The 24,610-nt window shown below is 65.5% G+C and carries 18 protein-coding genes; 11 read left to right on the forward strand and 7 right to left on the reverse strand.

Translation table 11 applies throughout. The features are described from left to right. Positions 1-392: 392 nt before the first annotated feature. Positions 393-1,361, reverse strand: coding sequence for a LysR family transcriptional regulator (locus ACODTW_RS13870; protein WP_488946607.1), 969 nt, complete (start codon positions 1,359-1,361; stop codon positions 393-395). 194 nt (positions 1,362-1,555) lie between these two features. Here ACODTW_RS13870 and ACODTW_RS13875 point away from each other — a divergent pair, with 194 nt between their 5' ends. Continuing rightward, positions 1,556-2,548, forward strand: a complete 993-nt coding sequence (locus ACODTW_RS13875; RefSeq protein ID WP_488946608.1) for an LLM class flavin-dependent oxidoreductase — start codon at positions 1,556-1,558, stop codon at positions 2,546-2,548. A 12-nt stretch (positions 2,549-2,560) separates the two neighbouring features. Here ACODTW_RS13875 and ACODTW_RS13880 read toward each other — a convergent pair whose 3' ends face one another. The 3 genes from ACODTW_RS13880 to ACODTW_RS13890 are packed head-to-tail and all read right to left on the reverse strand — an operon-like array spanning position 2,561 to position 6,940. Further along, a complete protein-coding gene (locus tag ACODTW_RS13880; RefSeq protein ID WP_488946609.1) occupies positions 2,561-3,331 on the reverse strand; it encodes an OmpA family protein in 771 nt (256 codons plus the stop codon). Then, the gene (locus tag ACODTW_RS13885; protein WP_488946610.1) at positions 3,332-4,801 is read right to left on the reverse strand and encodes a hypothetical protein; all 1,470 of its coding nucleotides are present in this window, start codon (positions 4,799-4,801) and stop codon (positions 3,332-3,334) included. 15 nt (positions 4,802-4,816) lie between these two features. Then, positions 4,817-6,940 (reverse strand): TonB-dependent receptor, encoded by a 2,124-nt coding sequence (locus ACODTW_RS13890; protein ID WP_488946611.1) that lies wholly within the window; start codon positions 6,938-6,940, stop codon positions 4,817-4,819. Between the two features lie 537 nt (positions 6,941-7,477). On the opposite strand from ACODTW_RS13890, the gene ACODTW_RS13895 reads away from it, so the two are divergent. Further along, positions 7,478-8,287: a p-hydroxycinnamoyl CoA hydratase/lyase gene (locus tag ACODTW_RS13895; protein ID WP_488946612.1), complete on the forward strand. Its 810-nt coding sequence runs from the start codon at positions 7,478-7,480 to the stop codon at positions 8,285-8,287. Positions 8,288-8,404: 117 nt separating this feature from the next. On the opposite strand, the gene ACODTW_RS13900 is transcribed toward ACODTW_RS13895, so the two are convergent. Beyond that, entirely contained in the window at positions 8,405-8,878 is a 474-nt protein-coding gene (locus ACODTW_RS13900; protein WP_488946613.1) for a MarR family winged helix-turn-helix transcriptional regulator, read from the reverse strand. 205 nt (positions 8,879-9,083) lie between these two features. Between ACODTW_RS13900 and ACODTW_RS13905 the strand changes: the two genes are divergently transcribed. From ACODTW_RS13905 to ACODTW_RS13945, 9 genes are all read left to right on the forward strand, one after another. Further along, complete coding sequence (locus ACODTW_RS13905) at positions 9,084-11,477, forward strand: TonB-dependent receptor (protein ID WP_488946614.1); 2,394 nt, start codon at positions 9,084-9,086, stop codon at positions 11,475-11,477. 215 nt (positions 11,478-11,692) lie between these two features. Beyond that, positions 11,693-12,190 (forward strand): TRAP transporter small permease subunit, encoded by a 498-nt coding sequence (locus tag ACODTW_RS13910; protein ID WP_488946615.1) that lies wholly within the window; start codon positions 11,693-11,695, stop codon positions 12,188-12,190. Then, positions 12,180-13,484 carry a TRAP transporter large permease gene (locus ACODTW_RS13915; protein ID WP_488946616.1) on the forward strand — a complete coding sequence of 435 codons (1,305 nt, stop codon included), beginning with the start codon at positions 12,180-12,182 and terminating at the stop codon, positions 13,482-13,484. Before ACODTW_RS13910 ends, ACODTW_RS13915 begins: the two co-directional genes overlap by 11 nt. After that, positions 13,481-14,569: a TRAP transporter substrate-binding protein DctP gene (gene dctP / locus ACODTW_RS13920; RefSeq protein ID WP_488946617.1), complete on the forward strand. Its 1,089-nt coding sequence runs from the start codon at positions 13,481-13,483 to the stop codon at positions 14,567-14,569. The genes ACODTW_RS13915 and dctP overlap by 4 nt, the downstream gene beginning before the upstream one ends. Then, a complete protein-coding gene (locus ACODTW_RS13925; protein WP_488946618.1) occupies positions 14,566-15,762 on the forward strand; it encodes a CaiB/BaiF CoA transferase family protein in 1,197 nt (398 codons plus the stop codon). The genes dctP and ACODTW_RS13925 overlap by 4 nt, the downstream gene beginning before the upstream one ends. Before the next feature lie 8 nt (positions 15,763-15,770). Then, positions 15,771-16,787 carry a CoA transferase gene (locus tag ACODTW_RS13930; protein ID WP_488946619.1) on the forward strand — a complete coding sequence of 339 codons (1,017 nt, stop codon included), beginning with the start codon at positions 15,771-15,773 and terminating at the stop codon, positions 16,785-16,787. Next, the gene (locus ACODTW_RS13935; RefSeq protein ID WP_488946620.1) at positions 16,784-17,983 is read left to right on the forward strand and encodes a CaiB/BaiF CoA transferase family protein; all 1,200 of its coding nucleotides are present in this window, start codon (positions 16,784-16,786) and stop codon (positions 17,981-17,983) included. Before ACODTW_RS13930 ends, ACODTW_RS13935 begins: the two co-directional genes overlap by 4 nt. Then, positions 17,980-19,233, forward strand: a complete 1,254-nt coding sequence (locus ACODTW_RS13940) for a CaiB/BaiF CoA transferase family protein (RefSeq protein WP_488946621.1) — start codon at positions 17,980-17,982, stop codon at positions 19,231-19,233. Before ACODTW_RS13935 ends, ACODTW_RS13940 begins: the two co-directional genes overlap by 4 nt. Beyond that, complete coding sequence (locus tag ACODTW_RS13945) at positions 19,233-21,599, forward strand: 2-hydroxyacyl-CoA dehydratase (RefSeq protein ID WP_488946622.1); 2,367 nt, start codon at positions 19,233-19,235, stop codon at positions 21,597-21,599. Before ACODTW_RS13940 ends, ACODTW_RS13945 begins: the two co-directional genes overlap by 1 nt. 70 nt (positions 21,600-21,669) lie before the next feature. Here the strand turns inward: ACODTW_RS13945 and ACODTW_RS13950 are convergent, their stop codons facing one another. Together ACODTW_RS13950 and ACODTW_RS13955 are read right to left on the reverse strand one after the other, a co-directional pair. Further along, positions 21,670-23,364 (reverse strand): glycoside hydrolase family 43 protein, encoded by a 1,695-nt coding sequence (locus ACODTW_RS13950; RefSeq protein ID WP_488946623.1) that lies wholly within the window; start codon positions 23,362-23,364, stop codon positions 21,670-21,672. Then, entirely contained in the window at positions 23,361-24,590 is a 1,230-nt protein-coding gene (locus ACODTW_RS13955) for an MFS transporter (RefSeq protein WP_488946624.1), read from the reverse strand. Before ACODTW_RS13955 ends, ACODTW_RS13950 begins: the two co-directional genes overlap by 4 nt. Positions 24,591-24,610: the final 20 nt, after the last annotated feature.

Genomic DNA, 24,610 nt, shown 5'->3' on the forward strand with positions numbered 1-24,610 from the left:
GCCTCCCGCCATCGTTTCCGAAGGGGAAATCACAAGACGGGTCAGCCCGGTGAAAGCACCGCCCATCAGGCGCCCGATCTGTCGGGGCCTCTGTCCATTGCCTCTGGTTTTCGGTTAACGGGCCGCTTCCGGGTGGAAGACAACCCCTCGATCATTGCTTTTATCGGCTTTGCTGCGCTGCCGCTGTGATGGCCGTCGCAGGGATTAATTTTTTTTCATTTCCTGATCCAAAAAATTCGACAATGCCAACAACCTCTTCATATCAAACGTAAAATAGAAAATCGCCCCCACGGACGAAACTCCTGGAGCATTTGTGCAGGTGCAACATGACGCCAACCGGTTCACGAATAAAGACGGATTTTCTGACAAGACAATTCGTCCATTCCGAACAATTAAGCCGCTGACACGCCCCGCAGCCGCTCCCCCTGATAGCAGGCCAGCGTATCCTCCCGCCCCTGCAGGATGGGGCAGGCCTCAAACAGACTGACCACCCAGTCGATGAACAGTCGCACCTTGGGCGAGGGCTGGCGGTTCTGCGGATAGACGGCGGATATGGGCATGGGTTCCGGGCGCATATGCGGCAGCACCTCCACCAGTTCGCCGCGCTGCAACTGTCCCAGTACCATGAACAGCCCCGGCTGGATCAGCCCATGCCCGTCAACGCCGCAGGCGATATAGGCTTCGCTGTCATTGACGGAGACGGCGGCTTTCATCGGCACTTCCACACTTCCCCCCTCCACCCTGAAATCGAACGGGTAGGAACGGTTGCCCAGATGCGGGGAAAAATAATTGACGCCCTGATGTCCGGCCAGATCTTCCAACCCTTGCGGCACCCCGAACCGCTCCAGATAGGCGGGGCTGGCGCAGGTCAGGCGCGACAGGGTACCCAGCCGGCGGGCGACCAGCGAACTGTCCGACAGTTCGCCCACGCGCAGCACGCAATCCACCCCTTCCTGCACCATGTCGATCTGCCGATCATTCATGCCCAGCTTCAATTCGATGTCCGGATACAGCGCGTGGAATTTCCGCAGGGCCGGCACAACGATCAGCCGCCCGACGGAGGTGGGCATATCGACATGCAGCCGACCCTTGGGCTGGCGGGCACCATTCAGGAAGGTGGCTTCCACCTCCTCCACCTCGGCCAGGATGCGCTGAGCCCGTTCATAGAAGCTCTCACCATCGGCGGTCAGGCTGAGGCTGCGGGTCGTGCGCTGCATCAGGCGCACACCCAGATGCGCTTCCAGATTCTGGATGATGGTGGTGACCGACGCGCGCGGCAGGCCCAGCTTGTCGGCCGCGCGGGCAAAGCCATTCTGGTCCACCACCTGGATGAAGACCTGCATTGCCTGCAACTTGTCCATCGCCCGCCCCTGTCCTGTCCCCGGCCGACCGCCCAGATGGTGACGGATGATCGTGATGGCAAGGACGGGCCTGGCGCAAGGCTACCCTGCCCACCCATGGCCAGAAACTGGAAGACCCTGCCCGCCATCTGACGAATATTGTTGCAATGAAGAAGCGGGCGCACCAAGGCCCGGCATCGCCAAGGAGAAGAGAATTGGCGGAGATTTCGATCCTGGAATTGGGCCGCGTGCGCGAAGGCGGCAGCCGCCGCGACGCGCTGGACGAGGCGCGCACCCTGGGCCAGCAGGCCGAAAACTGGGGCTATAGGCGCCTGTGGGTGGCCGAACACCATAACATGCCCACCGTCACCACCGCGGCCACCGCGCTGGTGATCCAGCATATCGCGGCCGGTACGAAGCATATCCGCGTGGGGGCCGGCGGCATCATGCTGCCCAACCACGCGCCCTATGTCATCGCCGAACAGTTCGGCACGCTGGAGACCTTGTATCCCGGCCGCATCGATCTGGGCCTGGGCCGCGCACCGGGCACCGACCAGTTGACCTTGCGGGCCCTGCGCCGCGATCCGGGCAGTGCCGAGAATTTCCCGCAGGATGTGCAGGAGTTGCAGGCCTTCCTGGCGCCCGCCGGCCCGGGACAGCGCATCGAAGCCGTGCCGGGTTCCGGCACCAACATCCCGCTCTGGATTCTGGGGTCCAGCCTGTTCGGCGCGCATCTGGCGGCGGAACTGGGCCTGCCCTATGGCTTCGCCTCCCACTTCGCGCCCGGTGCGCTGGATCAGGCGCTTTCCATCTATCGCAGCCGGTTCAAACCGTCCGAACAGGCGGACCGGCCCTATGCCCTGGTCGGCGTCAATATCATCGCCGCCGAAACGGATGCGGAGGCGCGGTATCTGGCGACGTCACAGCAGATGTCCTTTGCCAATCTGGTTCGCGGGGCGCGCAAGCTGACCCAGCCCCCCATCCCGGATATCGACGCCTACTGGTCGCCGCAGGAAAAGGCCCAGGCCGGCCAGATGCTGGGCTGCAGCATCATCGGCAATGCCGACACGGTGCGCCGGGGCATCGACGCCCTGCTGGAACGCACGCAGGCGGACGAGTTGATGATCGTGTCCGACATGTACGATTTCAGCAAACGTCTGCGGTCGTTCCAGATCATTGCCGAAACCATGGCCGCGCGGGCGGGGTGATCCCCCGCCCGTTCAGGGCTCCACGCGGATATCGGCCCGGCGGCGGGAGGTCTCGGTCAGCCCGTCAAAGGCGGGGTCGGCCAGCGGCGCAGGGTTCAACCGCCACTCCAGCGTGACACGGTCCGCCGCCACACCCAGGCTGACCAGCCACAGCCGCACCATCTCCGCCCGCTGCCGGGCCAGCGTCGCCGGTTCGGCCAGAACCTGGCCGGAAACGGTGAAGGGTTCCGTTTCGGCATAGCCCGTGATCCGCACCTTACCGCCCGCCGCCTTGGCATAGGTGGCGGCCTGCACCAGCATCCAATCGCTCTGCTGATAGACGGCGAAATCGCGGCCGAAATCGAACGGGATGACGAACAGCCGGGCCATATAGGGCGGTGGCGGGGCCGGTTCCGGGGCGTAGAGCGGGCGGATATTGCGGGCCGGCAGCACGAAGCGCCGACCAGAGAAGCCTTCGGCCGGGATCATGGCCCGGGTACAGGCCAGGTCCGGCAGGACGGACACGCGCACAGGCTCCAGCACCGTGGCCCCGCAGGCATTGTCCTGCGTCTCCGCAATGCGCCCTTCAACCAGCACCCCCATGGACCAGTCGGGCTTGGTGGCGGATGGGGTGATGTCGAAGCGCCGCCCGCTCTCCCGTTCCTCCGCCAGCCAGCAGCCGGATTTACGGCCGGCATCGGTGTCGCGGTAGATCGGGCAAGAGACGAAGCGCACCGCCTCGCCCGCCTGCGCCAGACTGTTGAAACTGAGCAGGGCCAGCAGGGCCGGGATGATCCACCGCATCTAAAGCGCCCCCATCAGATTGACCAGGTCGCGCTTTTCCTGCTCCGTATAGCCGATATTGTAGCGCCGGTCGTAATAGTCGATGACGGCCCGCAGGTCGGGTGCGGAACCGCTGGCGAAATAAGGCGCCCTGCCCGTCAGCCCGCGCAGGGTCTGCAAGGTGATCTTGCCGACATCGGCGCAGCGGCCCGTGGTCAGGGCATAGCCCGGATCATGGGAGTGGATGACGCGGCCATAATGCGGGTGCGGCGGCCCCTTGCAGGTCAGCCGGAACAGCGGCAGCCAGGGCTGCGGGTCCGCGAACGGCATGGTGGTCGTGCCCAGATCCACCTGCCCCGGCGCCACATCCATGCCCATCTGGCTCATATTATGGCAGAAGACGCAGGCATTGCGGACCGGGTTGCCGAAGCCGACGGGGGAATTGATGCCGGCGCTGTCGGTAATCAGAAAGGTCTTCTCACGGAAGATGCGGGCCCCGCGCGCCACGGATTCCCGATAGGCGCGCTGTTCGGGCGACAGGGTGGCATCGGCGGGGATCTTCTCCCACGCGGCGAACTCGCTCCACACGGCCGTGCCCTGGCTGCCCAGCCGGCCGGGTTCGGACCGGGCCAGCGTCTCCGGCCCGCCCTTGGCCCCGTCGGCATCCAGGTCGCCACCCACCCTGTCCTTCTGCCGGGCCACGAAGATGCGATCCTCAAAATCGCGGATACGCCTGATCTCGTCCGGGGTCAGGGCGTCGAAACCCTGGTGGGACTGGGCGGCGTCGCGCATCTGCGCTTCCAGCGACAGGGCGCGGCGGTCGGCCATCAGATTGCCGCTGACCATCTTGCCCGTTTCCGGATCGATGGGCAGCGGCTTGCCGACCTTGGGATCAACCGCAAAACCCATGGCCAGGATGTACTTGAAATTGGCCACGGGCCGCGGCCGGCGGAAGACGGAGACATGCGGGTCCTTGGCGGCCAGCCCCCAGACCTTGGACCCATTGCACCCCGTGGGGTCGCGCACAACTTCCAGGGTGAAGTCCGGCTCAATCTTCCGACCCTCCGCATCCACCGGCGGCCAGGGCCGGGCCACGCGGAACAGGCCATGATCCAGCAGCAGGGAATGGGACGCCCACTCCCCCGCCGGCAGATCGGGGCAATTGGCCCCGTCGATGCTGGCGAACAGCGGATCGGTGCCCGCCGTTTCCTGCCAGCGCACGCGCGCGGTTTCGGCCGACAGGCTCATCCCGTCGCCCGGCTGGTGGCAGGTGACACAGGCCCGGCCATAGGGGCCCTTGGCTTCGAAGAAGGGATGCCCCTTCGTGTCCAGCGGCCCCCCTTGCAGCAGCAGCCGGGTGACGCCGTCCGCGTCGGCATCATCCAGTTGTGCGGGAAATGGCGTACCATCGCCGGGGGACCACCATTTGGCCCCTGCCGGCAGCGTCAGCGCCGCCAGCAGGGCCAGGGTCGAAACCAAGGACCGTTTCATCCCTTGCCCCCCAACTCAGAACCGATAGGTCAGGCGGCCGCCATATTGCCGGCGGGCGCCATAGATGATGCCACCATCGGCCGACGAGGAGTTCTGCAGCTGGCTGGCGATATAGGTTTCATCAAACAGGTTGGTGACGAACAGTTCCAGCCGGACGGCATCCGTGGGATCGATGGACAGGCGGGCATCCACCACATCACGCGACGGCAGCGTGGTCACCGCACTGGGGAACGGCGTGCCATAGCTTTCGCCCACATGGCTCCATTGCAGGCGCGGGGTGATGGCGATATCGCCGGCCATGATCTCGTACTGGATGCCGGCATTGAGGGTCCATTCGGGCGAGAATGGCAGGGTGCTGCCCTTCTTCACCAACTCGTTCTTGTTGCTGACCGTGTTCTGCAAGGTCGTGTCCTTGGCGAACTCCGCATCCAGATAGCCGATGCCGGCATTGAAGCCGAACCCGCCGAACCGGCCTTCCAGTTCCAACTCCCCACCCATGGACTGGCCGCCGGCGGCGTTCTGCGTCAAGGGCAGGCCGTTGGCCAGACTGGCCAGCTGCATATCCTTATAGTCGGAATAGAACAGGGAGCCGTTCAGGCGCAGATGCTTGTCCAGCAGCGTGGTCTTCCAGCCCGTTTCATAGACCAGATTGGTTTCCGGTCCGAAACTGGGGCTGGCGGCCGGCAGATTGCCGCCGCCCGCCTTGTACCCGCGCGCCACGCTGGCATAGAGCATGGTGTCGTCGGTGACATGGTAATTGGCGCCCACCTTGCCCGTCAGCTTGCGGGAACTGAGGGAGGAAAGGCCGGTGCCGCCCGTGCTGACGATGCGGTTATAGGTCTGATCGTCCCAGGAATGGCGGGCACCGACGATCAGTTCCACCTGCTCCGTCGCGAAGTAATTCACCTGACCGAACAGGGACTGCGACTTGTTCTCCACCTTGGAGATGATGGTGGAGGTGGCGGAGACAAAATCGACCGTGTGGTTATTGTCGCGCAGCACGGACAGGGGAATATCCTCATCCATGCGGAAGGCACCGACGACCCAGGTTAGCGGGCCGTCGCCGCTGGACAGCAGATTCACTTCGTTGATCAGCGTCCGGATGGTCGTGTCGGTATAGCCGATGCGGCCGACATTGGCGGCGGGCGGGCGCGGCAGGGCCGTGGCGGTGCGGTCGCCATCGGTCTGGTCCGTGGTGCTGCCATCCTGCCAAGAGGTCACGGCCCGCAGGTCAATACCGTCATTCAGCGACCATTTCAGCTCACCCGACAGGCGATAGCCTTCCTGCTTCAGATAGGAGACGGCGTCTTCCTGGATGATATAGGGGTTGGTGCTGACAATATCGTTGCGGCGCTTGACGGCATTGTTGTCGCTGTCGCTGTTGAAATATTCCCCGCGCAGATTGATGCGCAGCGTTTCCGCGTCATTGCGCAGGGCGATGTTGATGCGGGCCCCTTCCAGATCGGTATTGCCGGGCTGGCTGTGACTGGGGCCGATATTCCTGGTGAAGCTGTCGCGCTTGTCACGGACGGCACCCACGCGCACGGCGACATTGTCGCCCATGCCGACATTCAACGCACCCGTCGTGCGGAACCAGTCATAAGACGCGACGGTCTGATCGATGAAGCCCTTGGTGACACCGAATTCCGGATCGGGCGTGCGCACATAGATGGCGCCACCCGTGGAATTCTGGCCCGTCAGCGTGCCCTGCGGTCCGCGCAGCACTTCCATGGAGCCGATATCGTAGAAGGACTGGCTGATGAACTGTTCATGCGGGATCAACTGCCCGTCGATGTAATAGGCGACACCGGGGCTGGAACTGGGCGCGGTCTGCGCGATGCCGACGCCGCGGATATTCACATAGGTGGAACGGTTCACCTGATTGATGGCGATGGAGGGCGAAACCTGCTGGATATCGGCCAGATTGGACACGCCCTTGCGCATGATGTCCTCGGCCGACAACACAGTGGCACTGATCGGCACGTCCTGCAGGCTCTGCGTCCGGCGCTCCGCCGTCACCACGATCTCTTCCAGGACGGGATTGGCGTCGGCCTGGGCCAGGGCGGCAGGCGTGATGGTGCTGCCGGCCAGCAACAGGGTAAGCAGACGCGCCGCCGGGCGCGATGCCAGCTTGTTCATGGGGTATCTCCCTTGAAGCGTCCCGCGGCGCCGTTTCGCCGGACGGGCTCGTTATTCGTTGAATGTTCCAACGATACGACAGGTCAAATCGTAATGCAATATAACCGATGACAAGCTCAACGTTTTTTCGATCCGCCACGGGGGCGACGGGACGGCAGGTTTCCCCGCAATCGGCCGTGACCAGGGCTTCGTGGGCACCGTGCCCACGATGGGATTTGCCCCGGAACCAGGCATTCCCCTGCCCAATTCCGCCCTGAAAACAAGCATTTCGGCGGAGATTCGCCATACATCATCAATTTTCGTTACATCTCATAATAATTGTATTGGACAAGCGCTGATGCCGGTGCTTTAAATGGGGTGGAGATTTCCGCCCGATCTTGCCGCCATCGGCCGCAGTTGGCGACTGGCCCCAGGGTCCGGACGGCGAAACGCTCACCATCCGGACATCCCGCGCCCAATTCCCGCTGTCGTTCGATCACGCTGGAAACGCAAGCCCGGGCATTTCCCCATCTGATCTCTTAAGTCAGGACAAGCATGATGACGGATACCGTTGCTTACGATGTCGTTGCTGGCATTGCCTGGGTGCGTTTCAACCGCCCGGAGAAGCGCAATTGCATGAGCCCGGCGCTGAACCGTCGGATGATGGAAGTTCTGGACGCGCTGGAATTCCGCGACGATGTCGGCGTTCTGGTGCTGACGGGCGAAGGGTCAGCCTGGTCGGCGGGCATGGACCTGAAGGAATATTTCCGCGAGACGGAAAAGCACGGCCTGGGCGCCACGCGTCAGGCACAGCGGGAGGCCTATGGCTGGTGGCGGCGCCTGCGCTGGTACCAGAAGCCGACCATCGCCATGGTCAATGGCTGGTGCTTTGGCGGCGGCTATGGTCCGCTTTATGCCTGCGATCTGGCCATTGCCGCGGAAGAGGCGAAGTTCGGCCTGTCGGAGATCAACTGGGGCATCCTGCCCGGCGGCGGCGCCACCAAGGTGGCCGTCGACCTGATGTCCATGCGCGATGCCATGTACCACACGCTGACCGGCGAGGCGATCGACGGGCGCAAGGCCGCCGAATGGCGCCTGGTGAATGAGGCGGTGCCGCTGGCCCAACTCAAGGAACGGGTGACCGAACTGGCCAAGGTGCTGCTGGCAAAGAACCCGGTCGCCCTGAAGGCTGCCAAGGACGCCGTCCGCCGCGTCAAGGACATGACCTACGACAATGCCGAGGATTTCCTGGTCCGCGCCCAGGAAGCCGCCAATTCCTTCGACAATGACGGTCGCAAGGAAGGCATCCGCCAGTTCATCGACGAGAAAAGCTACAAGCCCGGCCTCGGCGCCTATCGCCGGGAGTGACGCTCCTCCCTGCCCTGATTTCCCCTCCCAGTGCCTCACGGCCCGTCGGCGTCATTCGCCAACGGGCCGTCTTTTTTGTTATATTAAATAACCATATATCGTACGAAGACGGGCCGATCAGAGTCGGAAACAGCTTTGATAGATCCGATCCAGCAAGGATAGCAGCGTGGTCCGCTCCTCTGCCGACAGATGGGCCATGACGTCGCGCTCCGTCTCCTCCAGATTGGCGAAAAGCTGGGCCAGCGCCTCCTGACCGGCTGGCGTCACTTCCAATTCATAGAAGCGGCGGTCATTGGCGGACCGGCGGCGTTCCGCCCAGCCGCGCCCTTCCAGATCATCAACGATCTGCACCGTCGCCGATTTGTCCAATCCCACTTCCCGCGACAGGAGATTCTGAGAAATCCCGGGATTGGCGGCGATGATGGCCAGCGAGCTGAACAGGCCGGAACGCAGGTTCCACTCGGCATTGCGGGTGGAGAAATTACGGGACAGATGGTTCTGGATCCGGCGCAGCCGGAAGCCGATGAAATCGCCCAGGCGGCCCAGATCGATCTCCGCAGGTTCCGAATTGTCGGTTTTGTCGTTCGCCATGGTCTTTGTCGGAATGGAGGAAGTTTGTCGAAAACCTTGATAAACCATGCGCCCTCGCCTGTCCGCTTTTTCCGTTCTCAGGAAGCGCATTCGGGGAAATAGATAGTTGTGAACATCAACCGTCTATGTTATGAACAATAACGAAAGGCGCAATGGCCTTCAAAAGGGGCGGAGAAACCCCGCCGGATCATCCAGGGAGGATAGAATGTTCCAGAAGTGGACGCCCCGCGGCGCCGCGCCCGTGGCGCTGGCCATCGGCCTGTGCGCCCTGCCGACGCAGGCCTTCGGCCAGCAGGCCCCGGGCCCCATCCAGCTAGAAGAGATCATTGTGACGGCCCAGCGCCGCACCACCAATCTTCAGGACACGCCCATCGCCATCACCGCCCTGACGGCCGAAGATCTGCGTGAAAAGGGTGTTGTCGACTTGAAGGGCGTGGCAGAGGCCACCCCGAACTTCCAGATGACCACGTCGGGCAACGGCTCCGGCGGCAGCAATTTTGCCCAGTTGTTCATCCGTGGCGTGGGCCAGCCCGACTTCATCATCACCAAGGACCCGGCCGTCGGCATCTATATCGACGGGGTCTATCTGGCGCGTGCGCCCGGTGCCGTGCTGGAACTGCTGGATATCGAACGGGTGGAAGTGCTGCGCGGCCCCCAGGGCACGCTGTTCGGCAAGAACACCTCGGGCGGCGCCCTGAACATCACCACCAAGGCCCCGTCGGATAATTTCGGCGGCGTGGCAGAACTGCGCGTCGGCAATTACGGGCGCCTGGATGTCGGCGGTTCCGTTAATGTGCCGCTGGTGGAAGACAAGTTGGCGCTGCGCGTCAGCGCCCTGTCGCGCGACCAGGATGGCTATTACAAGCGCCTGCTGCCCTCTGCCGACGGCACGAAGCGCAATGGCAATGATGTGAATGTGCGCAGCGGCCGGGCCACCCTGGCCTGGACCCCGACCGATACCATCAGCGTCACCCTGTCGGGCGACGTCACCCGGGAACGCCAGGCGGCCACCGATTATCAGGCGGTGGGCATCACCAACAGCGCCGCCAGCGCCCCTAATATCGAGCTGTATAACCGCGTCGTGCTGGCTCCGCAGGGCACGGCCTATGACAGCCGCTGGGTCGCCGCCGACCCCTGGACCACCTATTCCACCTCCGCCAGCTACGCCAATTCCGATGTCTGGGGCGTTTCCAGCGTCATCAACTGGGACCCCGGCGCCGTGAAGATGAAGTCGATCACCGCCTATCGCGACCTGGATGTCAGCAGCAAGGCCGATGCCGACGGCACACCCGCCGACATCGTGGCCTCTGCCGGCATCAATGTGCAGCAGCACCAGTTCAGCCAGGAATTCCAGTTCAGCGGAGAAGCCTTCGACGACCGGCTGAACTGGCTGGTCGGCCTCTGGTATTTCGAAGAAAAGGCCACGGACACGCAGTCGTCGCGGCAATTGGTCGGTCTGGTGGAAGCGCTGCGCGCCGCCCCCAACCGGTCCATCGCCCCGCCGGGCGTGGCGGCATCCGTGTGCCCGGCCAGCGGCACGGGTCCGGCCAGTTGCCTGGGCGGTGCCAATAACAGCGCCAATCTGCGCTATGACCAGACCCGCCTGGGCAATCGCTGGCTGGACGGGTCCAGCTATGCCGCCTTCGCCAATGCCGATTACAAGGTCACGGATGCCTTCAGCCTGACGGCCGGTGCCCGCGTCAGCAAGGAGAAGAAGGACTTCCGCTATTACGAAGTCCGGCCCTTGCAGAACAATCTGGTCAGCTTCAACAATGTCACGGCTGGCGATACCTGGAACGTGTTCACGCCCAAGCTGGGCGCCCAGTACCGCTTCTCCAAGGACCTGATGGCCTATGTGTCCTGGTCCAAGGGTTTCAAGGCCGGTGGCGTGAATGGCCGCCCCACCCGCGCCGACCTGTTCAACACCTTCGGCCCGGAACGGCTGGCAGCCTATGAGGCCGGCCTGAAGGGCGATTTCTGGGATCGGCGCCTGCGCCTGAACCTGGCCGCCTATTACAGCGATTACAAGGACATCCAGATCACCCGCAACACCACCGACAGCACGGGCGCCTTCATCCGCCTGGAAACCAACGGTGGCGATGGCGAGATCAAGGGCCTGGAGGCCGAGGCGACGGCGCTGCTGGCCGAGGGGCTGACCCTCAATGCCGGCCTTGGCTATACAGACTTCAAGTTCACCAAGCTGCTGCCGCAGCAGGCGGCGGCGGGTACTGCGCTGCTGACACTGGACAACAAGCTGCCCTTCGTGCCGAAATTCACCGGCAATCTGGGCCTGACCTATGAGGTGCCGTTGTCAGCCGAGGGTACGGCCCTGCGCCTGCATGGCGATTGGCGCCATTCCAGCAGCTATTTCATCGATATCGACAATACGGCGGCCGTGGCCCAGGGCGCTTATGACATGTTCGACGGCCGCATCACCTATGTACCGGCCGCCGGCACCTGGGAATTGTTCGTGGCGATGAGCAACATCACCAACAAGGCCGTCATCGCCAATGGCGTCGCCTCCCCCGCCAACGGCAACCAGATGGTCACCTACAAGCCGCCGCGCATGACCTATGGCGGCATTCGGGTCACCTTCTGATCGGTGCTGCATACCTGAAAGAAGACTGAAACCGCTTTCCCGGACTTCACTTATAGGCGTCAACCCAGACACTTTTGCATCTTCCTGCCTCCCCCGCGAAAGCGGGGGAGGCACTGTTGGGCAAGCTCTTGATCTGGCGCCTATGAAAACGTTTTCCAGGAAGGCGGTCGTGAATTGTTGGCAAATTCTGGGTTTGATTGTCCAAGGAGCGCATTTTGCCCCCACGCTTTGACAAACCGCCACCCGTCCGCGGCGGGCTGCTGACCCGGATTTCCTTTGCCCTGGGGGCGGCTGGATTGTTGACTGCGATGGCGGCGGATGCCGTGGCCGTGCTGGGCCGGCATGTGGGTTTCACGGTCCTGGGTGCCATTGAGGTGGTGCAGGCCAGCGTCGTGCTGGCTGCATCCGCCGCCATGGTCGGTGCCACCCTGTCAGGCGCGCATGCCCGCGTGCATATCCTGATCGAACGGCTGGGCCCCATCTGGCACCGGCGGTTCGACCGGGCCGCGGATATGGGAAGCTGCCTGTTCTTCCTGTTTCTGGCCGCGGGGTCCGCCTGGGTGGCGGCCGAATTGTGGCCGGGATACGAGATCACGGAAATCCTGGGGCTACCGCTGCGCTGGCTGCGGCTGGTCTGGATCGGGTCCTGCCTGTTGATCGCACTGCTGCTCCTGCTGCACGCCGTTGGAAAGGGGGGCCGACATGAGCCCTGAACTCTGGGGCGCCTTGGGCGTCATCGCCTTGCTGGGCCTGCTGACGCTGGGCCTGCCCATCGGCGTGGCGCTGGCCGCGGTGGGGGCCGGGGGCATCGCCATCCTGGTCACGCCGGAAGCAGCATTGATCAAGGCCGGCGTCGTGGCCTTTGAAACCATCGCCAAGTACGAATTGGGCGTGCTTCCCTTGTTCCTGCTGATGGCACATCTGTGCTTTGCCGCCGGGGCCAGCCGCGATTTCTTTGACGCGGCCGCCCGCTTCATCGGCCATCGGCCGGGCGGGCTGGCACTGGCCTCCATCGCCGGCTGCGCCGGGTTCGGCGCCATCAGCGGGTCCAGCCTGGCCACGGCGGCCACCATCGGTTCCGTGGCCCTGCCGGAAATGCGCAAGCATAATTACTCCCCCGCCTTTGCCACAGGGGCGCTGGCGGCGGGCGGCACGCTAGGGTCGCTGATCCCGCCGTCCGGCGCCCTGATCGTGTTCGGCATCATCGCCGAACAATCGATCAGCCGGCTGTTCGCCGCCGCCATCGTGCCGGGCCTGACCCAGGCCCTGTTCTACATGATCGGCATCTATATCCTGTGCCGCCTGCGCCCCGCCCTGGGGCCGCGCACGCAGCGGGTGGCCTGGCGCGACCGGCTGCCGGCCCTGCGTCGCATCATCGACATTGTCGCCCTGGTCGTCTTTGTCATTGGCGGGCTGATGGTCGGCTGGTTCACACCGACGGAGGCCGCTTCGGTCGGGGCGTCGGGTGCCTTCCTGCTCTGCGCCATCCGCGGTGCGCTGACGCGGGCCGCCATCACCAAGGCCCTGTCGGACACGCTGCGCACCACGGGCATGATCTATATCGTCATCATCGGCGCCATCCTGTTTTCCACCTTCATCAGCCTGACCGGCATCACGGGCCACATGTCCGCCCTGGTGGCCGACCTGAATGCCGGGCCGATGGCGGCCGTGCTGGTGATGGCCTTGCTGCTGCTGGTGCTGGGATCGTTCCTGGACGGGCTGGCGCTGATGCTGCTGACGGCACCCATCTTCCTGCCCATCATCATCGATCTGGGCCTGTCGCCCGTCTGGTTCGGCATCTTCCTGGTGCGGACCATGGAAATCGGCTTCGTGCATCCGCCGCTGGGCCTGAACTGCTACGTCATCCATGGCATCGCCAAGGATATCCCGCTTTCCACCATCTTCCGGGGGATCGTGCCCTTTCTGGTCATGGATTTCCTGCATCTGGCCCTGATCATCGCCTTCCCGGCGCTGACCCTGTGGCTGCCCAAGGTTCTGGGGGCATGATGATGGCCAAGCATCTGCGAACCCTTCTCGCCACCGTCGCCCTCTGTGCCCTGGCCGCCTGTGGCGCCAGGCAGGAGGAACGGGCGGACGCGGTCACCCTGTCCTATGCCAGCCCCTATCCGCCCACCCATCCGTTCAGCAAGGCCGATCAGGAATGGATGAAGGCGGTGGCGGAGAAATCGGGCGGGCGGCTGGTGATCAAGCCCTTCTGGGCCGGCTCCCTGCTGTCATCGGACCAGAGCATGGTGGAAATCCGCCATGGCGTGGCCGATATCGGCCTGATCACCCCGATCTATGCCCGTGGCGGCGCCCATGCCCTGCGCGGTCAGGCCGGCTTTTACGGCGGCATCCGCGACATGGGCGATCAGGTCGCCATCTATAAATGCCTGGCCGACGCCTTCCCCGTCTTCGGACAGGAACTGGAGGGGCTGCATGTGCTGGCCGTGCAGGGGGGCAATTTCCCCGGCGTGCTGACAAGGCACAAACCCATCGAGAAGCTGGAGGATTTGCGCGGCCTGCGCCTGCGCGCCCAGACCGAAGCCCTGGGCATGCTGCGCGAACTGGGGGCCGATCCCGTCAACATGCCGATGGGGGAGGTCTATTCGGCCCTGGCCAAGGGCGTGATCGACGGGGTGGTGGCGCCGGCCGACACCATCCAGTCCCTGCATTTCGGGGAGGTGACGCGCTATTTCACCGCCCTGCATTTCGACCGCGGCGCCTATCCCGCCCGCGCCATGTCCGACAAGGCCTGGCAACGGCTGACACCGGAATTGCGCCAGGTGTTGAAGGACGCCCAGCCCGTGTGGGAGGCGGCGCTGGCCCGCCAGATCCTGACGGCCGAAGAACGCGGCCTGGAAAAGGGCAAGGCCCTGAACATGGGCATGACGCTCTCACTGCCGCCCGCCGATCAGGAACGGTTCCGCGCGCTTTACGCCGAAAATGCCCGGCATATCGCGGCGGAACTAAGCCAGTTCGGCATCGATGGCGACCCAATCCTGGACCATGCCCAGGACCTGATCGCCGCCCGCACGCGCGGGGAAACTCCGCCCTGCTTCACCCCGCCCACCGCGGAGAATGCACCATGACCAGAAAAGGCCCCCTGTCCGGACTGCGCGTCGCCGATTTCAGCTGGGTCGGCGCCGGCCCGCGCGCCACCAAGGATCTGGCCGATTACGGCGCCACCGTCATCAAGGTGGAAAGCGCAAAGCGCCTGGACCTTGGCCGCCAGTCCCCGCCCTTCAAGGACGGCAAGCGCCATCCCGACGCCTCTGCCTTTTTCGCCATCACCAATACCGGCAAGCAGGGTATCACCATCAACCTGAACGACCCGCGCGGGATCGCGGTAGCGAAGAAGCTGGTCGCCTGGGCCGATGTGGTGGTGGAGAATTTCGGCAAGGGCTACATGGACCGTATCGGCCTGTCCTATGACACGCTGAAATCCATCCGGCCCGGCATCATCCTGCTGTCGGTCAGCGTCACCGGGCGCACCGGCCCCCTGTCCGACCTGCGCGGCTATGGCAATTCGGCTGCCGCCCTGTCGGGTTTCGCCGCCCTGTCCGGCTGGCCCGACCGGGGCCCGCACATGGCGCCCTTTGCCTATGGCGATGTGGTGGCGCCGATGATGGCGACGGTGGCCGTGCTGGCCGCCCTGGAACATCGCCGGCAGACGGGCGAAGGCCAGCATCTGGACGTGTCGCAGGTCGAACCGATGATGCTGGTCACGTCCGATTGTCTGGCCGATCATCAGCGCGGTCTGGCCGCCCGGCGCGGCAATGACGATCCGCGCATGGAACCGCATGGCCTGTTCCCCTGCCGCGGGCCCGACCAATGGTGCGCCATCGCCGTGCGCGACGACACCGACTGGCAGGCGCTTTCGGCATTGTCTTGCATCACCGACGCGCGCTTCGCCACGCTGGCCGGGCGCAAGGCCCATGCCGCCGACCTGAACGCCGCCCTGTCCGCCTGGACCAGTCCGCAGGACAAGCACCGTCTGGCTGACCTTCTGGCGGCGGCGGGCGTTCCGGCCGAAGCGGTGAATGACGGCCGCGATGTCTTCTGTGATCCGGAACTGGAAAGTGCCGGCCATTACCACCGCATCCAGCATGAAAAGCTGGGCGATTGCGAAATGCCGGGGCCGCCGCTGCGCTTTTCCGATGCCGCCATCCATGTCGGCCCGCCGCCCCTGCTGGGCGGGGACAATCAGGCCGTCTTCGTCGACCTGCTGGGCCTGGACCCGGCGGAGGTCGCCGACCTGACAGCCGCCGGCGCCCTGGCCTGAGGAACGGAATGATGCTGAACCATCTGACCATCATCGATGCCACGGGCGAACTGGGCGCCCTGGCCGGCCGCATGCTGGCCCAGTTGGGGGCGCGCGTGACGCGGCTGGTGCCGGCCACGGGCGACGCGGCCGACCCGGTGTGGAATATCGGCAAGCAGTGCGTGCCGATGGACGCCGCCGCCCTGCCCGCCCTGCTGTCCGGGGCCGATATCCTGCTGCGCAACGGGCCGCTGCCGGGGGTGGAGCCGGGGGATTATCCGGGCCTGATTGACGTGCTGCTGGCGCCCTTTGATCCGGACGGGGAACGGGCCGCGCGCCCCGCCACCGATCTGACCCTGATCGCGCGGTCGGGCCTGCTGCATATCGGCGGCGACCCGGACCGGGAGCCGCTGCGTCTGCCGGGCCAGCAGGCCTATGCGCTGGGCGCCATCCAGGCCGTGATCGGGGCGCTGACGGCGCTGAACGCCCGCAGCTTTACCGGCGCCGGGCAGCATGTCTCTGTCTCCGCCTATCAATCGGCCGTGCTGGCCAATTACCGGGAACCGGTGATGTGGGACTGGGCCGGCAAGGTGGGCGCCCGCACCGGCAACCGGCTGGTGCGCGGCAAGTCCGGCGTCAACCAGATCTGGAAAGTCGCGGATGGCTGGGTCACCTGGGCCCTGGTCGATAATCCGGGCATGATGCGGGCCATGGTCGCGCTGATGCAGGCCGATGGCATGGCGGGGCCGCTGGCCGATATCGACTGGGACAAGCTTCTGGTCGCCGACATGCCGCAGGAAACCTTGGTGGAATGGGAGAAGATCGTCGCCGCCTTCCTGGCGACCAAGACCCGCGCCTTCCTGGCCGAACAGTCGAACCGCACAGGCCTGGGCCTGTCGGCCATTGACGGGCCGGACGATGTGCTGTCCAGTCCACAACATGCGGCCCGCGCTGCCTTTGTCGATTTCGCCGACCCCCTGTCGGGCCGCACGATCCGCGTGCCCGGCGCCCTGTTCCAGACCGATGATGGGGAGGATGCGCGATGAGCGGACCCCTTTCCGGCCTGACGGTCGTCGATTTCTCCAAATTCCTGCCCGGCCCCTATTGCACCTGGATGCTGGGCAATCTGGGCGCCGATGTCATCCGCCTGGAAAACCCGCGCGAACTGGCTAAGCAGGCGCAGGTCTTCGGCTGGGACAAGCTCGACGATGATGCCCGTGCGGCGCTCCGCGCCCGCGACATCTATGCCCGCAACAAGCGCAGCCTGGTCATCGATCCCGGCCATGCCGATGCCCGCCCGGTGATCGAGGCGCTGGTCGCCAAGGCCGACATATTGGTGGAGGATTACCGGCCGGGCGTGATGGACAGCATGGGCTATGGTGCGGCCGCCATGCTGGCCCTGAACCCGCGCCTCGTCTATGCGTCGGTGACGCTGTGCGGCCAGACCGGGCCGTACCGGGACAAACCGGGGCATGATCCGGTGGCGCTGGCCATCGCCGGCGCCCTGTCACGCATTGGGGAGGATGCGGCCAAGCCCAGCTTCCCCGGCGTGCCCGTGGCCGATCTGTTGAGCGGGTCGAACGCCGTCATCGGCATCCTGTCGGCCATCATCGCCCGTGGTACGACGGGCCGGGGCCAGCATGTCGACATCGCCATGTCGGATGCGTCCATGGCCCTGGTCGCCAGCACCATTGCCCGCAATCCCGACCTGTCAAAGGTACCGGCGCGTGGTCAGCGCCGGGCGGACAGCGGCATCTGGGAAACGGCCGATGGCCGGTTCATCACCACCACCGACATGGAACCACGCTACTGGCAGCGTTTCTGCACAGCCGTCGGCCGGCCGGATTTCGCAGGCGCCCAGATGGACCTGTCACGCCGGGCGGAGATTGCGGACGCGCTGGCCGTCCTCTTCCGCACCCGCACCTTGGCCGAATGGCTGGACGTCCTGGCCGCTGCCGACACGCAGTTCGCCCCCGTGCATGATCTGTCCGACGCCCTGGCAGACCCGCATAACCGGGCGCGCGGCATGGTGTTCGAGGTGGCGTTGCCCGGCGGCGGCACCGCCCCGCATATCGGCCTGCCCATCCGCCTGAGCGACACCCCGCCCGCCCCGCCCCGCCCAGCGGCCCCGGCCGGTGGCGACAGCGACGACATCCTGGCCGGCCTCGGCCTTTCCCCCGACGACATCAATGCATTGCGCGACAAGGGTGCGGTTTCCGCCCGTCAAGGATCACGAGCATGAGCACGAACGACACCATTCAGCAGCGCCCCCTGGAAGGGCTTCGCGTCCTGGACCTGACCCGCGCCCTGGCCGGCCCCTATGCCACCCTGCTGCTGGCAGGGCTGGGGGCGGAAGTGATCAAACTGGAAGACCCGGCCGGCGGCGATCTGGCGCGCGACAACAGCCCCTATGTCGGGCGCGACGGGGTGGTGGTGGAACGCCGGCATGAGGACGACCTGTCCATCTCCCACCTGACCCGGGCGCGCGGCAAATATGGGGTGACGCTGAACCTGAAGCATCCCGATGCCAAATCCGTCTTCGCCGATCTGGTGAAGACCTGCGACATCGTGGTGGAGAATTTCACCAGCGGCACGGCCGACCGGCTGGGCGTGGGCTACGCGGCGGCGCGCGCCGCCAACCCCCGCGTCATCTATTGCTCCCTGTCCGGGTTCGGCGCCAACGGGTCAGAGGGTGGCAAGGCCATGGATGTCATCATCCAGGCCCTGTCGGGCGCCATGTACACGTCGGGCGCGCCGGGGGAGCCTCCCGTACGCATGGGCGTGCCCATGGCCGACATGCTGGCCCCCGTGTTTGCCGTCATCGGCATCCTGTCGGCGCTGGAACAGCGGCACCGGACCGGTGAGGGCCAACATATCGACGTGTCGATGCTGGGCGCGCTCACCTCCTTCGTCGCTATCGAGAACTGGTCGGCCATGGCAGCGGCGGGCATGCAGGCGCGCACAGGCTTGACGGTGCAGCGCCTGTCGCCCTTCGGCGTGTTCGAATGTGCCGACGGTTACATCGCCCTGGTCGCCGTGCATGACAAGCTGGCTGCCGGCCTGTTCCGCGCCATGGGGCAGCCGGAGCTGTTGCAGGACCCGCAATTCGCCACCCGCGACGCCCGCGTCGCCAATGCCCCCGTTCTGGAAGCGCGGATCAATGCCTGGTCGCGGCAGCTTCCCACCGCCCAGGTGGTGGCAGCGCTGGAGGCGCAGGGCGTGCCCGTGGCCCCCGTGCGCCATCCCGAAGATGCCCTGGTCGACCCGCGCGTCGTCGCCCGGAATGAGACGATGCCCATCGCCCATCCCAGCTACACGTCCGACATCGACCTACGCACCGCCGGCATCCCCATCCTGTTCTCCGGCGCGCGCACCGGCTTCGACCCCGTGCTGCCCGTAGCGATCGGGGAGCATAACGCCACCGTCTATGAGAAGCTGACCGGCTATTCGGCCGACCGGCTGGAAGCCTTGAAGCAGCGCGGGGTCATCTGATGACCCGCCACCCCGCCCTGACCCCGCTGCTGGACGCCGCCAACGATCCCAACGGCACCCTGGACGCGCTGCGGCGGCAGGGGCACCGCCCCCTGCGCCTGCTGGGCGTGGATGGTCCGCGCGCCCTGGTGCGGGCAGCGGGCCTGCTGCCCGTGCGGCTGGTGCCTGTCGCCGGCACGACGCCGCTGCTGGACGGGATCATGGGCGGGGCCGGCCTGACGGCGCGGGGAAAATCCCTGCTGGAGCAGCTTGTCGGTGACGGGGCGGTGCCGGACCCGTTACTGATCACCAGCGCCGACAATGAACAGCCCCAGGTCTTCGCCGCCTTGCGCGAATTGGCGCGGGAGGTCGTCGGTCGCCTGGGTCAGGTGCATTTCCTGGACCGGCTTTACGGTCCCGGCGCGGGCGTGGCCCGTTATAATGATCAGCGGCTGGAACAACTCACGCACTGGCTGGCCGGGATCGGTGTACCCGGGGGCGATCTTGGCCGGGCGGAAGCCGACGAGATCCACCTGCGTATCCTGCTGGCCCAGGTGCTGGATTTTCGTCAGGCCAGAAGATTGACGGGTGCGGAGGCCGTCCGGCTGGTGGCGGGTGCAACCATTCTGCCGGTTGACCAGGCGGCGGCGGCCCTGGCGGCGCTGCTGGCCGATCCGCCTGACCTGCTTGGCATGCACGACGGCCTGTTCCTGTGCGGCAGCACCCAGGAGGATTTCCGCACCTATGACAGCCTGGAAGCGGCAGGCATGTTGGTTCTGGGCGAGGATCAGGATTGGGGACGCCCCTTCTGCGACCAGCGCGCGCCCATGGTGCGCCGCGCGCCGACGGACCCGGCCAATCTGGTTGCGACGGCGCAATCAGCGGGTGCGGGACGGCTGCTGCACGTCACCCGTCCAGGCGATGAGGCTGCTCCGTGGGACGTGAAGGGACTGCACGCCGCCTGTGCGGCGGCCGGCCTGCCTTTCCTGGCCGTGACCTGGAACGGCGATGCCGCGCGCATGCCCACCGGGCTGGCGGATTTCCTGGCCGGCCGCGATCCGCAGCCCGCCACAGACACCGCCCCCCGCGCCGCGCGCGGCGGCGGTGGGGGCCGGGCGGCACTGAAGCCACCGGCGCGCAGCCGCAAGTCGCTGTCCGCTGTCGCCAGCTTTGGGCAGTTCCAGCGCGACTGGTTCGCGGGTCTGCGTGAACAGGTGGCTGCCGGCGCACCGCTGGCCGTGGTCAATGCCAATGCCCCGCAGGAAATCCTGCGCGCCATGGACATTCCTTTCGTCGTCAACCAATGGTGGGCCTCCATCGTCGCGGCCAAGCAGCAGTCCGGCCGCTATTTCCGCCTGCTGCGCGACCAGGGCTATCCCGCCGATGTCGAAGCCTACAGCGCCCAGGGGCTGGCTGCCGCCTTCGACCAGGATGGGGAGAATGCACCCTGGGGCGGCCTGCCGAAGCCGGATTTCCTGGCCGCCGTGACGGGCACGGACGCGACGTCGCGCATCTTCCGGCATTGGGCCCAGGAGACGGGGGCCGACCTGTTCCTCTATCAGCGCAGTTTCGACAGCCGCTGGAACATCGACGCCAACTGGTGGGAAACGCTGCCCGGCGATTGGGACCGGCATCTGGAACCCGAACGGCTGGACCTGCTGGAAGGCGAATTGCGGGCGCAGGTGGCCCGGTTGGAGGCGGCGACGGGCCGGCGCTTCGATCCCGACCGGTTCGCGGAAGTGATGGATCTGGTCAACGAGCAGGAGGATTGGTATCGCCGCACCCGCGACCTGATCGCCGCCACCCGTCCCGCCCCCGTCAGCATCGTCGACACCATGCCCGCCACCATGGTTCCGCAATGGCATCGCGGGTCCGTCTGGGCGCGCGACGCCGCCAAGGCGCTGTATGAGGAGGTGGCGGCGCGGGTCGTCGCGGGCGATGCCGCCTGCCCCCATGAACGGGTCCGCCTGATGTGGGTCGGGCGCGGCTTGTGGAGCGACATGGGCTTCTACCAGAGATGGGAGGAAAGCCACGGCGCCGTGTTCGTCTGTTCCATGTATCTGTCGCTGGCCGCCGATGGTTATATCCGCCAGCACGACCGGGGGCGCGACCCGATGCGGGCCCTGGCCGCCCGTTTCGCCACCATGGGCGACGAATTGCGCATGCCCACCTGGGCCGGCGCCTGGCATGTCCGCGATGCGCAGATCCATGGCGTCCATGGCGCCGTGGCCCTGACCGACGCCGACCCGTTCGTCCTGCGCGCCCTGGACGCGGCCGGCATCCCCGTGCTGCGGCTGGATCTGGATAATTACAACCAGGAAAGTGCCGATGCCGCCGCCGTCGATAATGCCATCACGCATTTCATCGAAGGGCTGGGAACAAACTGAACCTGTCTTTTCGTGACCTCGCCGGCAAAGCCCCGTGGATTGCAGCCAAGGTCACGAAAAGACCGAACTTTCAGCCCCAACCGGCGGAGGCGCCAGAGCGCGGGACATTGCCATCATTGACGGTCCCAATCTCCGTATCGCCTGGACAGGCCTCTGCATAATCGCGTTCCCGATACTCGAACCAGTCGAAATCGGCGGGACGGCCAGTACCCGACATGTCCTGGCAGGCCATGCCGACAAAGGCTCCGGTGAAATTGGGCGCGCCGGGGCTGGTCGCCTCGTCCGACAGGATGCTGGCATCGAATATCTGGGGCAGCCACGTCCAGGAGATGCCATCCAGACTGAAGGCGAAGCGCAGCCGTTCAAAGTCGACCTCGACCCGCAGGGTGATGGGGTCGGACGGGATGGCGACGGGATCGGTAAAGGCATCCGCCTGCGGGGAATCCGGCAGCGCCGACATGACGCGCAGGTGCCGGCCGCGGACTTCATCATGACTGACATGGAGATAGTGGAACTTGGTGGCGCCGTAGTAGCAGATCAGGCCCGCCGCCTGCTGAAAATGCTCGGGCTGGAAATCCATGCGGGTGGACGCGGAATAGCAGAAGGATTGCTGGCGGCGGGCCACCAGGGCCTGGCGGTACTGGCTGCCGACACTCTCCCGCCCGTGCAGCCGCAGCCAGCCTGGCCGATCGGTCAGGCTGAAAAGATCATCGGCATAGGGAGAACGCAGCCATTGGAAATCGACCGGCAACTCCCCCATGTCAAAATCCGACCGCGCTGGGGCATGCGGAAATGGATGCGGGATCAGGCCCGGTGAGGGTGTGACCAGCGACGGCATGCCCTGGCCATCGGCCGTGCGCAGCCAGCCATCCGCGCCCCACACCATGCGCTGGATCGCCGTTTCCCGCCCCAGAACACAACGACCCCGGTTCGGCAGGGGTCGGCCGCACAGATAGACGGCATAGGTGTCCCCCTCGGCCGTCTGCACCAGATCGGCATGGCCCGCCCGCTGCAAGGCCGCGTCGGGCCGGGTGCGTGAGCTTAGAATATGGGTATCGGGATGCAGTTCATAAGGACCGTCGATCCGGCGGGACCGCGCCATGGTCACGGCATGGTTCCAGCCCGTCCCCCCCTCTGCCGTCAGCAGATAATACCAGCCGTCGCGCTTGTAGAGATGCGGTGCTTCCGTCAGGCCCAGGGACGTGCCTTTGAAGATCAGGCGCCGTTCCCCGATCAGTTTGCCCGCTGCTGGTGAATATTCCTGACAGACGATGCCGGCAAAGCGGTTCTGGCCGGGGCGATGATCCCACAGCATGTTGACCAGATATTTGCGCCCATCATCATCATGGAACAGCGACGGGTCGAAGCCGCTGCTGTTCAGGAAGACCGGATCGGACCAATCCCCATCGATGGTGGGCGAGGTCACCAGATAATTGTGGAAGTCGCGCAGCGACGCGCCGGAAGCACCGGCCACGGTCGTCCGGCCATACCGCTTCACGTCGGTATAGACCAGATGGAAAAGCCCGTCTGCATGGGTCAGGCACGGCGCCCACACGCCGCAACTGTCCGGCGCGCCCAGCATGTTGAGCTGGCTGGCCCGTCGCAGCGGTCGCGTCAGCAACCGCCAATGCACCAGATCGCGCGAATGGTGGATCTGCACGCCGGGAAACCATTCGAAGGTGGACGTGGCGATGTAATAATCCGCGCCGACGCGGACGATGGACGGATCAGGATTGAAACCCGGCAGGATGGGATTGCGGATCATGGTTTCACCATTGCGACCCCGTGGTCACGGACCAGGGTCCAGAGCAGGATCGTGCCCAGCAGGTCCAGCACCCCCAGCGCCAGGAAGAACGGGTCGTAACCGACCGTCGCCACCAGCCCGCCGATCAGCAGCGAAAAGACCAGGACCCCCAGATTGCCCATCGTGCCGGCCATGCCGGCGACCGTCGCCACCTCGTTCCGGCGGAACAGGTCTGATGACAGGGTGATGACGGTGACCGACAGGGTCTGATGCGCGAAACCACCCAGGCAGAGCAAAAGGATGGCGGCGTAAGGGCTGTCCACACGGCCGACAAAGGCCATGCCCGTCATCATCAACGCCCCCAGCGTGAAGGCGCCGCGCCGGGCGTTCAGCAGGCTGAGCCCGCGCCGGTGCAGAAAGGCGGCCACGGTGGGCCCGAACAGACAGCCCAGATCGGCGGCAACGAAGGGCAGCCAGGCGAACATGGCGATGGCGGCCAGATCGAAGCCACGCACGGTCATCAGATAGAGCGGCACCCAGAAGGCCAGTGTGCCCCAGGTCGGGTCGGCCAGGAAGCGCGGCAGGGCGATTCCCCAGAAATTCCGCTGCTTCAACAGCATCAGGATTGATGGTCGGCTGCCGTCGCCCGCCAGATGGTTTTCCTGGCCCTCCGCGATGTGCTTTCGCTCTTCCTCTGACAAGGCGGGATGCGTGGCCGGCGACTGATAGTATTTCAGCCACAGCGCCACCCACACCAGACCCAGGGCACCGGCCAGCACGAACGCCATCCGCCAGTTCCAGAACAGGATGGCCCAGGCCACCAGCGGCGGCGCCAGCATCGATCCGACAGAGGCGCCGATATTGTAGACGCCCCCGGCATGCCCCCGTTCGCGCGCCGGGAACCATTCGGACACGGCCTTCATCCCGGCCGGATTGGCCGACCCCTCCGCCACCCCCAACAGACCGCGAAGAATGGCAAGCGCCGGCCAGTTTCCGGCAAGGCCATGCGCCATGGTCAGCAGCGACCAGACCGCCGCGAAGATGGCAAACCCGGTCTTCAGTCCGATAACGTCCAGCACATAGCCGCACAGGGGCTGCATCATCACGCCCAACTGGAAGGCGCTGGTGATCCAGCCATATTCCTCCGTCGTGATCGACAAATCGGCCAACACGGTGGGTGCTGCCACGCCCAGGGTGGCACGGGTCAGATAGTTGATGATCGCGCCCAGCATGATCAGCCCGATCATCCACCATCGCAGAGCCCTGA

The organism is Niveispirillum sp. FG148, assembly GCF_057809655.1.